Raw genomic sequence first — 12,712 nt, 5'->3', positions numbered from 1 at the left:
TTCAAAATAGGAGAGAAAATATACTCCTATTTTTTTATGCAAATATTGTAAATTAATATTAAAAAGTATGGTAAAATAGTATAGTAGACTAATATATTATGGAAAGGATTGGAGAAATGAAGATTTTAGCATACAGTCATAGAAGCGATGAAACGGAATATTTTAAAAAATTTAGTAAGAAATATAATATTGAAGTGACATTATGTGATGAAGGACCAACAATGGAAAATGCTGAATTAGCAAAAGGATTTGAGTGTGTTAGCATTATCACAACAGCGATAAATTCAGAACTAATTGAAAAGTTTCATGAGTTAGGTGTTAAGTTTGTTTCTACAAGAACAGTTGGATATGATCATATAGATTTAAAAAGGGCTAAAGAACTTAGTATCCACATTGGAAATGCTACATACTCGTCAAATAGTGTGGCTGATTATACAATAATGTTAATACTTATGGCTATAAGAAAAGTTAAGTTAATAATGGAGAAAAGTAACATTCAAGATTATTCTTTAAGCGGAGTTCAAGGAAAAGAGTTGCCAAATTTGACGGTTGGGGTAATAGGTACAGGGAAGATTGGACAAACGGTAATCAGGTATTTAAACGGATTTGGATGTAAAATCTTAGCACATGATGTATATGAGACTGAAAGTGTAAAGAACTATGCAACGTATGTGGATTTCGATACCATAATTAAAGATAGTGATGTAATAACATTGCATATGCCAGCTACGAATAATAATTTTCATATGATTAATAAAAATTCTATTAGTTTAATGAAAAATGGAGTTTTTATTATAAATACCGCTCGTGGCTCTTTAATTAATACAAGTGATTTAATTACAGCAATTGAAGAAAATAAAATAGGTGGTGCTGCTTTAGATGTACTAGAAAATGAGGCTGATATATATTACAAGGATTTAAAAGGCGAGATACTAAGAAATAAAGATTTAGCTATTCTGAAGTCATTCCCAAACGTGATTATAACACCACATACCGCTTTCTATACGAACCAAGCTGTTAGTGATATGGTAGAAAATTCAATAAAAAGTTGTATTTTATTTATGGAAAACAAAGAAAATCCATGGCAAATAGTATAACAATATATTAATCTAAAACTTGTAGATTAATAGCTCGTTCAAGAAAAGATGTATTAGGCTGGATTGCTTTAATTCCAACTTCATGCAGATGTGTTTTTCAGGAGTTGCTGAAGTCAGTATATATATTGGACAATAATTTAGGGAACAAGGAATAGGAAGTGTACTTTTAAGAAACGTAATTAAGCTATCTGAAGAAAATGGTTTCTAGACTTTGCAGTCCGGAATTATAAAAGAAAATATAGAAAGCATAGAATTACATAAAAAAATGTGGATTTAGACAGATTGGAATGAGAGAAAAAATAAGCAGAATGAGCAATTGTATATGGCATGACGTAGTGCTTATGGAAGGTTGAAGTAATATAGTTGGAATAGAGTTATACTTAATTGTTAAATGTATGAAGATGTAAAATGAATTTTGATTTTTAACATATCACATCTTCTTAACATTTTGCTATAGTGTTATATTGAATTTAAGATTAACACTGCAATTATCTCCATACTTCTTCAATTATATCGTCAATTTTTCCAATAGCATTTTGTATTGCTTGTTTTTTTTCTTTCTCAGTGGTTCCGGTACCATCAACTAATAATTCCTCAAATCTTTTTATACCTATAAATTTCATAATATCATGGACGTAATTCAATCCTTTATTCATTACAATTCTTAAATACCAAGGAATAGATCCGCCTGAAGATTGGATGTAGATCATTCCTCTTTGCTTATCATTCAATAAACCTTCAACGTGGTCATCTTCAATATGTATACTTTTTCCTTCCATTACGACACAATCTATATATTCTTTTAGAGTGGAAGGAAAGGAGAGGCTCCACATTGGAGCAGCAATAACATATAAATCAGCTGCTTTAAATTGATCTGCTAGCTTAACAATTTGATGAACTTCATCTTTTTGATGTTCATTTAATTTGTTGAATTCTTTCTCTTTTAGCATGCAGTTTCTTTTCTCAAAGTACTCATATTCTAATCTTGGTATATGGCAGCTATACAAATCTAGTTCTTCCAATTCAAAATCAGAATGTTTAGTAATAAATCTATTTACGAGCTCTCTTCCGACTGTTTTGCTTGCTGATAACTTCTCAGGCTTTGAATTTACTGTTATATAAAGTAATTTTTTCAATGTAATTCACCTTCTTTTGGTTAATCTTTATATTTAGTATTATCTTATTTTAGGATAATATTTATATAATGTTCCTCAATAATAAATACTCTTATAAATTAAGAATTAACTTTTAAATCAAATCTCTAGATCAATTAATAGCAGTGTAGATGAATTGCCTGAAGAAATTAGGCAAGGGGTAATTGATCAAGGAGGAGGAGTTTCTAATCATAATTTATACTTCGCTCTTCTTTCTCCAACTCCAAAGAAGGCACTAGAGGGAGAATTATTAGTAAAAATTAATAATACCTTTGGTGATTTAGATACATTGAAAACTGAAGTGAGTAATGTGGCTATAGGTCAATTTGGATCTGGTTATGGATTTTTAGTTAAGGATAAGGATAAGGATGGTAAATTATCGGTTAAAAATACATTAAATCAAAATTCTCCTGCTATGAATGGATTGATTCCGATTTTAACTATAAATGTATGGGAACATGCGTACTATTTAAAATATAATAACTTAAGAGCCGACTATGTTCAAAATATATGGAATGTAGTGGATTGGGAAAAAGTTGAAGATTTATATAAGAATTATTGGATATAATTATTTTAAAATTATTAATAAAGCTAGATTGCAGTATAATGCTATCTAGCTTTATTAATTTTAATACTGTAATAAATTATTTATTTTTAAAAACAAAGCAGCAAATTATCTCCGAAAGAAAATTACGTTGGTATAAAATATTAATAAAAATTTCCTTCTTTCAGATATATTACATAGACAAAATATTTGTTTTAATATAATGAATCATTATAAAAATAAGGTTTCCAATTGTTGTATATCTTTTCGGTTCTAATAGAGTAAGCAATGTTGTTCCAATCATCGATTGTTGAGTCTAATGACCTAAGTTTTAAGTTAAATGAATCAGAAAAAGATTTAAGAATATTAGGTGCTAGCGTTAATGTTGAGTTAAAAGTTTCAAGAGGATTAGCATCAGTTAAATCACATCTTAAGTTAAATGAATCCTCATAAGACTCATTAGCAAATTTATTAATTATATTTTTTAAGTCATCATCATAAGTGCTTGGATAGCTTACTTCTAAAGTAAGTCTATAATTAATATTTCTTGCTTTTACACAAGGCATTTCGCTATCAACTTTATTATCGTCTAAATAGGCTACAGTTTCGGTTATAAAATCCTCTTTAAATTCAGGTATATCAAGTGAAGCTAAAGTTTGAGTGTAGACGTCTCTTGTACCATTTATGAAATATGCTTTTGTGTTATCCAAAAGCATATTGCCCCTTCTTAGTGTTGTGCATTCTTCACATTTTTCGTTAGAAGATCTATAACATACAAAAGAATCAATTCTTCTTAAATCTAACCCAAAGTATACCCAATTCCTGCCAAACCATCTGAAACCAGAGACTGATTGTCTGTCAACATTTAAAAGAAAAGCCCAATAACTTCTACCATTTGTCTGCCAGATATATGTGTATTTAAAAAGACAAAATCTTATTGAATTTTGACTGACAGCTTTAACACCTACACCATCAGAATATCCAAGCTTCTGAACACCAGTATCATTTTTACGAGGTGTATAATTTGGAGGAGGTGATTTAGGCATTCCTGGTGGATTGAATTTTCCTCCGCCTGGGTAGTTAAAGTTAGGAGAAGAGTGAGAATCAGAATCAGAAATATCAAAATTAGGTGGATAATTCCCTTGCGGAGGGAAATTGCCACCACCACCAAGGAATGGAGGGAAAGGTGATCGATCCCCTATTTTTATATCAGGGATATCAGCTGTAAATTCAAATTTTTCAAAATTCATATTATCTTCATAGGTAAGATCTTTGTCGTCTAACATTTATTTATAACTCCTTATAAATTAGTCATAAATATTATATTCAAAAAAACGATTAATGCTATAACTAAAAAAAGTGTTGGAATATTTTAATGAGTTAAGTAACCAAATCTAGAATGATATTATAAAAGATTATTTTTATATATGATCAAACGTGAAATCAATAAAAGCTGTATTCGGTAGTTTTTCATCCACGATCTCATAAACTAAATTAATCCAGCTGCCACAAGTATTTAAAATTATTCCGTCACTAGTAACTACATGATCTAACTTGTTTAATACAACATCTGCATTTGGAACCAAAAGTACCTTGGTTTCAAAATCATATTTATTCAAAATATCTAGTATTTTTGATTTTAATCTTCCAGTATTTGAAACAGGAGAATCCAAATATATAACTGTCTTTGTTATTTTCATATTGTTTAGCTTTTCTCCAATTAATTCAATGGCAAAATCTGTTTTATCAATTAGTTTATATGTTCCGCGCAATCCGGCTAAGTCTCGCAAAGTTCCATCCATACACCTAAGCAAAGTTGAATTTGATAATGCAACCTCAAGAGTAATGATTGTATTTAATCCATCAATATGTATAGTACTTTTTTCATACCCAGCTGCTAATTTGTGATTTTTCCGCCTCTGAATATCTTGAAAAGAGGATAAGCTTCTTTTTAATGCCATCCTCTGCCTAGCTGAAAACAAAAAATGATTACCTACAAACTCAATTGTTTTATCAATTCCATATCCATTATCTAAAAGATAGCAAATATGCTTTTGGGCTTTCTTTAATAAAGCCACATTATGTTCATTAAATTCCAGTCTATCAGATGAAACAAAACCCCTTTGAATTATTTCTGGCATGTACAATTCCTCCTAAAGAGTTGTTTTTAAGAACTCATAAATATATTGTGAATTATAGCCATAGTTTGAAGAGAAAATAACAATCAATTTTAAGATGTGAGAAAATTTGATAAGGGAGTAGTAGTGTGATTAAACATTTAGGTTAATTATAAAAACCAAGTATAATTGAATAAATTCTATTATACTTGGCTACTAAAGTATGTTATTCGATTAATTTAATGATATCTAAATGAATAGATTACATTCTAGGTATGTCTAAAATAGCTCCTCTGTTACCAGATGTTACAAGTGCAGCATATCTAGCAAGGTAACCTGTTGTAATCTTAGGTTGTCTTGGTTTCCAGTTTGCTCTTCTTATTTCTAATTCTTCGTCACTAACTACGAAGTTAATAGTATTAGCATTGATATCAATTTGGATGATATCCCCGTCTTCAACTAAAGCAATATTACCACCAACAGCAGCTTCAGGAGAAACGTGACCAATTGAAGCACCTCTACTTGCACCACTGAAACGTCCATCTGTTATAAGAGCAACAGAGCTTCCAAGTCCTCTTCCTGCAATTGCAGAAGTTGGATTAAGCATTTCTCTCATACCAGGACCGCCTTTTGGACCTTCATATCTTATAACTACAACATCTCCAGCAACAATTTTTCCTGTATTTATAGCTTCAAGAGCATCTTCTTCACAGTCGAATACTTTGGCTGGACCTTCATGCTTTAACATTTCAGGGACAACTGCTGAACGCTTAACAACACAAGAATCAGGTGCAAGATTTCCTTTAAGAACTGCTATTCCACCAGTTTGGCTATATGGATTTTCAGCAGGTCTTATAACTTCAGGATTCTTATTTATGCAGCCTTCAATGTTTTCACCAACAGTTTTTCCAGTACATGTTACTAAATCAGTATTTAATAAACTAAGCTTATTTATTTCATTCATAACTGCGTAGATTCCACCAGCGTCATTTAAGTCTTCAATATAAGTATGTCCTGCAGGAGCAAGATGACAAAGGTTTGGTGTTTTAGCACTGATTTCATTTGCTATGTCAACATTTAAATCAAATCCAACTTCATGTGCAATTGCAGGTAAATGCAGCATACTGTTTGTACTACATCCAAGGGCCATATCCATTGTTAATGCATTCATAAATGCAGCTTCCGTCATAATATCTCTTGGTCTTATATTCTTATCAAGTAATTCCATGATTTTCATTCCAGCATGTTTAGCAAGTTTAATTCTATCAGAATAAACTGCAGGGATTGTACCATTTCCTTTAAGGCCCATTCCAAGAACTTCTGTTAAACAGTTCATGCTATTTGCTGTATACATTCCTGAACAAGAACCGCAAGTAGGGCATACATTGTTTTCATATTCATCTAATTTTTCAGCAGTAATTTTCCCAGCATTATAAGCACCAACAGCTTCAAACATGCTGGAAAGGCTTGTCTTACATCCGTCAACTTTTCCGGCAAGCATTGGACCACCACTTACAAATATAGTTGGAATATTAACTCTTGCAGCAGCCATTAATAGTCCTGGAACATTTTTATCGCAGTTTGGAACCATTACTAAAGCATCAAAAGCATGAGCCATTGCCATTGCTTCTGTAGAATCTGCAATTAGATCTCTTGTAACTAATGAATACTTCATTCCTTCATGTCCCATTGCAATTCCATCACATACAGCGATTGCAGGGAAAACTATTGGAGTACCTCCGGCCATAGAAACACCCATTTTTACAGCATTAACTATTTTATCTAAATTCATATGACCTGGAACGATATCGTTTTGTGAACTAACTATACCAATTAAAGGTCTTTCCATTTCTTCTTTTGTTAAACCTAATGCACTAAGTAGTGAACGTTGTGGAGCACTTTTTGCTCCTTTTGTTATTACATGACTTTTCATTGTGTAACCTCCTTAATACTATTACCGTATTTGTATATAAATATTATACGTTGTATGATGTCTATTGTCAATGGAGTGGTTAGATTTTGATTTAGATTATTTGAACTTATGATTTGCAAATAAGAACTTATTAAAAAATAGTGTCATGTGTATGATACTGTGTTAAAAATATATAAGGAAAATTATTTTTTTATAAAATTATAGAATGGAAGATGTCATATCTCTTTGAATATGTCTAACGTATGCTTGAGATTGTGAAAAGATAGATATTTTGAAGAATACATTATAATTTACAAAGGAAGATATAAAGAAACAGAAAAGCATCTAAAGTGTTTTATGATAATTATTATATTATACATAACAGAAAGAGTCGGGCAGATTAATAAGTAATCTGCATGACTCACAATAACTAATTAATATTTACTTTGACCCTCCGGAATAAATGTAGCGCAGTCTGTTTTTTGAGTGTCATGTGCATTTTTTAGTTGAACTTCAATTTGTTGAGCGCAACAGTGGTCGCCTGACATATAATAGTGACATGTATTAACAACACATTTAATTCCTTGATTTGGTGAACCCATTTTTTCTGGTTTCATAGTTGTTACATCTAATAATATTATTAGTTATACATTTTTCTTATTCGAAAAAAATTATAAGTGCTATAATATCACGGTAATAATAAAATTTTTTTGCATAATAAATCGCTTTAACTTAACAATATCATATAAATAGGAATAGCCAACAAACTTAAAATAGTTGTAATTATTGTACTTATGGTTGCATATTCATAATCAGCTCCATAGCGTTTAGAGACTATAGCTGTATTGGTCATTACTGGCATGGCAGCTTGAATTACAAATACTTCTTTCATAAGTAAAGGTATATTTATAATGTTGCATAACACAAGAATTAGCAGTGGTGAAATGAGAAATCTACCTAAAATTATTGCTGCCATATCTAGGCTTAATTTGAATTCCTTTAAGTTAACAGAATAAATTGTTATTCCAATAAATAACATGGCTAAAGGTGTAGTCAAATTTCCAAAGTACTTGCATGTGTCTAGAATAAACTTCGGTAAATGAACATTAGACAATACAAGTATAATTGCAAATACAAAGCTTAGTAGGGGAGGAGACATAATTCTCTTTACTGTATCAAGTGATAAAATATTAGCTTTTCCAGATTGTCCATCTCTACTGATTTCATAAACACCTATTGTCCAAAAAAAGGTAGTATTAGCTATGTAGTACAGTAAAACATTAGGTATACTTTTTTCTCCGAATAGGGCCATATTTACTGGAAGCCCAATAAATATAGAATTCGATACAAAAAACATTGATCTGAAAGTACCAATGCGTCCTTTATTAACTTTAACAAGTTTAGATACCAGTACTGCAATTAAATAGCCTAAGGCCATTGATGTAAAGGGTGCGAATAGCCCACCACCCAGATTAAGCAATTTATCTTTATCAAAGCTTTCAGTAAATTGAGAAATCATAAGACAGGGAATTGCTAGATTACATACAAGTTTTGAGAAAAGCTGTGATGTTTTTTCATCAAACCATCCCTTGTGAGATAGAAAAAATCCTGTAGAAATCATTAATACTATACTGAATACACTTCCTAATGCGTTAAAAATAATCATTATAAAATCTCCCTTTGTATAGATTTAGGTTTGTTTAGATTATTGATTCAATCGATAGAATAGCTTCTAAGTGTTTTAAGTCATTACCTATATGGTTATACATAGTTTCGCCAGCTTTTTCTTCATTCCTCTGTTTAATATAATGAAATATTTTAAGATGGTAATTAAAAATGTCCATAATACGATCATGTTCATATATATCTATAGATCTATAGAAATAAGTAAGTGCGCTTAAATCTTTGCTCTGTTTTCGTAGACGATTATTTTGACTATAATTTAAAATTAAATCGTGAAATTGAGTGTTCAATAAAATAAGTGTTTTAACTAACTTATCATCAAAGTTCTCTATATTTTTTTGAGTTTCAAACAAAGTGGCTTCAATCCGTTCTAATTCTGAATCGGAAGCTTTACGTGTAGTTAGTCTTACAGCTTGAGATTCCAAAGCCTGCCTGCATTCATAAATATTTTCGATATCTTCTTTAGTGGGCTGATAGACCGTAATCTTTGATTTATCGCTAATTAAAATCAGGCCATCTTTTTCTAAAGAACGTATAGCCTCTCTTACAGGGCTTCTACTTATTTGAAATTCGCTAGCTATTTTTGATTCATAGATTCTATCGCCAGGTTTTAAAATACCATTAAAAATCATATCTTTTATTGATGTGTAAGCTTGGTCAAAATAGGATGGACCTTTCTCAATTTTATAATTTTCCATTGTTACATCCTCCTTGTATCAAAACATAATTATCGTATAGTTTTATTAATCAATACTAAAATGTCTACTGTCGACAATATCAGTATAAATTATTAAAATTAACTTTGCAATATATATTGTAATTTAAAAATCATATGCTACTACATAGTAAGCATCGTTATATTGATAAAGATATCTTGTTAAATTTTTGTTTGAGTGTGTTATGGTGTGTATATATTTTTGCAGCTTGGCAAAGCTAATTTTATTAAATTATTACATTATTAAAGGAGGTGTCTATATGATTTCAACAATCGAAGCTAATAATTTAATTAATGAGAAATCGCCGTACTTATTACAACATGCTGAAAATCCTATAAATTGGTATGCGTGGAGTGATGAGGCATTTAATAAAGCAAAAGAAGAGGATAAGCCTATATTTTTATCTATTGGATATTCAACATGTCATTGGTGTCATGTAATGGCTCACGAATCTTTTGAAGATGAAGAAGTAGCTGAAATTATGAATGATAATTTTGTAGCAATAAAAGTAGATAGAGAAGAAAGACCAGATGTTGATAGTGTATATATGACAGTATGCCAAGCTTTAACTGGACATGGTGGCTGGCCGCTTACAATAATAATGACTCCAGATCAAAAGCCGTTTTTTGCTGGAACATATTTTCCTAAAGAACCAAAATATAATATTCCAGGCCTTAAGGATATATTAAATTCTATAATTAAGCAGTGGAATGAAAATAGAAGCAAAATTATATTGTCAAGTGAAGGGATTATATCGGATTTAAATAAATATTTGGAAGGTGAATTTAACAAAGTTGAATTAGCTCCAAAGATATTAAGGAATGGATATAATCAACTTTTGCATATATTTGATGAAAAGTATGGTGGATTTGGATCTGCGCCTAAATTTCCTACGCCGAACCTGTTAATGTTTTTGCTTAGATATAACCAAGAGCATAAAGAAAGTAAAGCATTAGAAATGGTTGAGAAAACATTGGATTCCATGTATAGAGGAGGAATATTTGATCATATTGGATTTGGTTTCTCAAGATATTCTACTGACAATAAGTGGTTAGTTCCTCATTTTGAAAAAATGTTATATGACAATGCTTTACTGATTATTGCATATCTTGAAGGTTACGAGGTTACAAGAAATGAATTATATAAGGATGTTGCTATAAAAGCATTAGAATATGTCTTTAGAGAACTAAGAAGCGAAGATGGTGGATTTTACTGCGCTGAGGATGCTGATAGTGAAGGTGAGGAAGGTAAATATTATGTTTTTAGACCTTCTGAAATTATTAAAGTTTTAGGCGAAGAAGATGGGAAGTATTTCAATAGGTATTTTAATATGACTCCTAAAGGTAATTTTGAAGGAAAAAATATTCCTAATTTACTTGAAAATAGCGAGTATTATATACTTAATAATAGAATAAAAGATTTAAGTGAAGAAATTCTACTATATAGAAGCAATAGGATGGAATTGCATAAGGATGATAAAATTCTTACATCTTGGAACGGACTTATGATAGCAGCACTTGGAAAAGCATATAAAGTTATAGAGGATATACGATATTTTGAATATGCCAAGAAAGCAGTTAACTTCATATTTGATAATTTAATTGATGAGAATAAAAGATTATTAGCAAGATATAGAGATGAAGAATCTCGTCATAAAGCGTATTTGGGAGATTATGCCTTTCTTTGTTATGGATTAATAGAACTTTATGAAAGTTGTTATGATATTACTTTTTTGAAGAAAGCAATTGATTTAAATAATGATATGATTAACTTATTTTGGGACAATGAAAAACATGGATTTTTTCTTTACGGAGAAGATGGCGAAAAACTAATAGCAAGACCTAAGGAATTATATGATGGAGCAATGCCATCAGGGAATTCAGTTGCAGCTTATAACTTAATTAAGCTTTCGAGAATAACAGGAGATTCAACATTGGAAGAAATGGCTGAAAAGCAGTTAAATTTCATTTCAGGATCTGTATTTGGAGAGGAAGTAAACCATTCATTTTTCCTTATGGCAGCATCTTTTGCATTAAATCATGGAAAAGAATTAGTATGTCTTATTAAAGATAAAAGTGATGAGGAAAAACTTAAAGATTTGATTAGCGAAATTCCTACATTTAATTTAACAACCATAATTAAGTGTAGTGATAATAAAGATGAGATTGAAAAGTTAATACCTTTTATTAAAGACTATGATTTTATAAACGATAAATCAACTTATTATTTATGTGAGGGAAAAAGTTGCTTAGCACCAGTTAATGATATAGATGAGTTAAGAAAACTATTGGAAAAGTACTAGTTATGGGTTTATGAAATATTATGTAGGATTAGAGGGAATAAAAAAGGGTGTTTGCAAATAGTTATACAACTGTTTGCAAAACATCTTTTTTATTAAAATCTTTATCTAGGAAAAAGAAATAGTAATACTTCCAACACAAACAAGGATAAATGTTTAAGCAGTGACTTGAGAGTATTTATTTCTAACTTTATGATTATTTGGATTATAAAGTAAAATATATCTATACTAATTATATGAAGTGATGATATTATAAAATTATTAAAGATTTAGTTACAAAATATTGGGGGAATAGTAATGAGATTTTTGCCATTTATTAAGGGTCAGGATTTTTTGATTATTTATGGGATATTTGCCGTTGTAGTATTAATAGTTATACGAAGGCTATTACATAATTCTGATAAAAAAGACTTTATAATATCAGGATTGGATGAAGATAAATATTATGTATTAAATAATAAATATAATTTGCATGGCATGTTCTATTATATAACTTATAAACTTTATGCAAAGGGATTATTAGTAAAGGATGAAGAAGATAAAAAATTTCAAATAAATAAAGAGTTATCTTCTTTTTTAACACCTATTGAAGAAAATGTGTATATTTTATACTTGGATAAGTTTGCACCTAAAGATTTTGAGCCTGATATGGTTAATGAAAAAGAGTTTAAGACGCATTACGATAGAATTTATAATAAATTGGTATTAGATGGTTTAATTAAGGATGATGTGATAATAAGAGAAAGTAAGTCTGTCTCAAATCTTGGAATGGTTGTTGTTTTGGTTCCAGGAATTTGGAGGCTTGTTGGTGGAATAGCGTATGGAATGCCGGTAGGAGCGCTTGTATTTGAGATTATTTTAATTTTCATAATCAGTAAGATTGTTCTACATATTCATTTGAATGATAAATTGACGAGATGCGGAAAAGCATCAAAAGAGGCTTTTGAAAAGTACTATAAGAGTAGTAAAGGAAATACTAATAAAATCAATGAAAACAATCCAGATGTAGCTCAGGACTTTTTAATGACCAGTTCTTGGATGTATTTCTTAGGAGTGAGTAGTATTTATACTAAAGAAAATAATAATTCTTTTAATAATAATTCTGGGAGCTCATGTTCTTCCTGCTCATCATGCTCGGGTTCCTCATGTTCTTCTTGCTCATCTTGTGGAGGATGTGGAGGAAATTAATT

10 protein-coding genes and 2 pseudogenes are annotated in these 12,712 nt (G+C 30.2%); 5 read left to right on the top strand and 7 right to left on the bottom strand.

Translation table 11 applies throughout. From position 1 onward, the window contains the following. Positions 1-116: 116 nt before the first annotated feature. Positions 117-1,097, top strand: a complete 981-nt coding sequence (locus tag D2A34_RS16830; protein ID WP_079441226.1) for a D-isomer specific 2-hydroxyacid dehydrogenase family protein — start codon at positions 117-119, stop codon at positions 1,095-1,097. A gap of 14 nt (positions 1,098-1,111) precedes the next feature. After that, positions 1,112-1,450 (top strand): annotated as a pseudogene (locus tag D2A34_RS27260) (N-acetyltransferase family protein); the annotation flags it as partial. A gap of 135 nt (positions 1,451-1,585) precedes the next feature. On the opposite strand, the gene D2A34_RS16820 reads toward D2A34_RS27260, so the two are convergent. Then, positions 1,586-2,233 carry an FMN-dependent NADH-azoreductase gene (locus D2A34_RS16820; protein ID WP_079441215.1) on the bottom strand — a complete coding sequence of 216 codons (648 nt, stop codon included), beginning with the start codon at positions 2,231-2,233 and terminating at the stop codon, positions 1,586-1,588. Between the two features lie 119 nt (positions 2,234-2,352). Here D2A34_RS16820 and D2A34_RS16815 point away from each other — a divergent pair. Continuing rightward, positions 2,353-2,819, top strand: a pseudogene (locus tag D2A34_RS16815) (superoxide dismutase); the annotation flags it as partial. A gap of 191 nt (positions 2,820-3,010) precedes the next feature. On the opposite strand, the gene D2A34_RS16810 reads toward D2A34_RS16815, so the two are convergent. From D2A34_RS16810 to D2A34_RS16785, 6 genes are all read right to left on the bottom strand, one after another. Then, a complete protein-coding gene (locus D2A34_RS16810) occupies positions 3,011-4,081 on the bottom strand; it encodes a hypothetical protein (protein WP_119367357.1) in 1,071 nt (356 codons plus the stop codon). A 135-nt stretch (positions 4,082-4,216) separates the two neighbouring features. Beyond that, positions 4,217-4,936 carry a DUF434 domain-containing protein gene (locus D2A34_RS16805; protein WP_079441213.1) on the bottom strand — a complete coding sequence of 240 codons (720 nt, stop codon included), beginning with the start codon at positions 4,934-4,936 and terminating at the stop codon, positions 4,217-4,219. Between the two features lie 238 nt (positions 4,937-5,174). Further along, positions 5,175-6,845 carry a dihydroxy-acid dehydratase gene (ilvD, locus tag D2A34_RS16800; protein WP_119367356.1) on the bottom strand — a complete coding sequence of 557 codons (1,671 nt, stop codon included), beginning with the start codon at positions 6,843-6,845 and terminating at the stop codon, positions 5,175-5,177. Between the two features lie 413 nt (positions 6,846-7,258). Continuing rightward, positions 7,259-7,441, bottom strand: a complete 183-nt coding sequence (locus D2A34_RS16795; protein ID WP_079441211.1) for a DUF1540 domain-containing protein — start codon at positions 7,439-7,441, stop codon at positions 7,259-7,261. Positions 7,442-7,551: 110 nt separating this feature from the next. Further along, positions 7,552-8,490, bottom strand: coding sequence for an AEC family transporter (locus D2A34_RS16790; RefSeq protein ID WP_079441210.1), 939 nt, complete (start codon positions 8,488-8,490; stop codon positions 7,552-7,554). 34 nt (positions 8,491-8,524) lie between these two features. Further along, a complete protein-coding gene (locus D2A34_RS16785) occupies positions 8,525-9,205 on the bottom strand; it encodes a GntR family transcriptional regulator (protein WP_079441209.1) in 681 nt (226 codons plus the stop codon). 277 nt (positions 9,206-9,482) lie between these two features. Here D2A34_RS16785 and D2A34_RS16780 point away from each other — a divergent pair, with 277 nt between their 5' ends. Beyond that, complete coding sequence (locus D2A34_RS16780) at positions 9,483-11,525, top strand: thioredoxin domain-containing protein (RefSeq protein ID WP_119367355.1); 2,043 nt, start codon at positions 9,483-9,485, stop codon at positions 11,523-11,525. A gap of 294 nt (positions 11,526-11,819) precedes the next feature. Then, positions 11,820-12,710, top strand: a complete 891-nt coding sequence (locus D2A34_RS16775; RefSeq protein ID WP_079441207.1) for a hypothetical protein — start codon at positions 11,820-11,822, stop codon at positions 12,708-12,710. Positions 12,711-12,712 lie beyond the last annotated feature (2 nt).

It is taken from the genome of Clostridium chromiireducens, from assembly GCF_003575225.1.
Lineage (GTDB): Bacteria > Bacillota > Clostridia > Clostridiales > Clostridiaceae > Clostridium > Clostridium chromiireducens.
Note: the sequence above shows the minus strand (reverse complement) of the source record. Positions and strands in the feature narration are given on the sequence as shown.

Bases quoted from the DNA above. Each gene is read 5' to 3' on its own strand.
- ilvD (WP_119367356.1), bottom strand. From the start codon at position 6,845: ATGAAAAGTCATGTAATAACAAAAGGAGCAAAAAGTGCTCCACAACGT.
- D2A34_RS16785 (WP_079441209.1), bottom strand. From the start codon at position 9,205: ATGGAAAATTATAAAATTGAGAAAGGTCCATCCTATTTTGACCAAGCT.
- D2A34_RS16810 (WP_119367357.1), bottom strand. From the start codon at position 4,081: ATGTTAGACGACAAAGATCTTACCTATGAAGATAATATGAATTTTGAA.
- D2A34_RS16805 (WP_079441213.1), bottom strand. From the start codon at position 4,936: ATGCCAGAAATAATTCAAAGGGGTTTTGTTTCATCTGATAGACTGGAA.
- D2A34_RS16775 (WP_079441207.1), top strand. From the start codon at position 11,820: ATGAGATTTTTGCCATTTATTAAGGGTCAGGATTTTTTGATTATTTAT.
- D2A34_RS16790 (WP_079441210.1), bottom strand. From the start codon at position 8,490: ATGATTATTTTTAACGCATTAGGAAGTGTATTCAGTATAGTATTAATG.
- D2A34_RS16795 (WP_079441211.1), bottom strand. From the start codon at position 7,441: ATGAAACCAGAAAAAATGGGTTCACCAAATCAAGGAATTAAATGTGTT.
- D2A34_RS16780 (WP_119367355.1), top strand. From the start codon at position 9,483: ATGATTTCAACAATCGAAGCTAATAATTTAATTAATGAGAAATCGCCG.
- D2A34_RS16830 (WP_079441226.1), top strand. From the start codon at position 117: ATGAAGATTTTAGCATACAGTCATAGAAGCGATGAAACGGAATATTTT.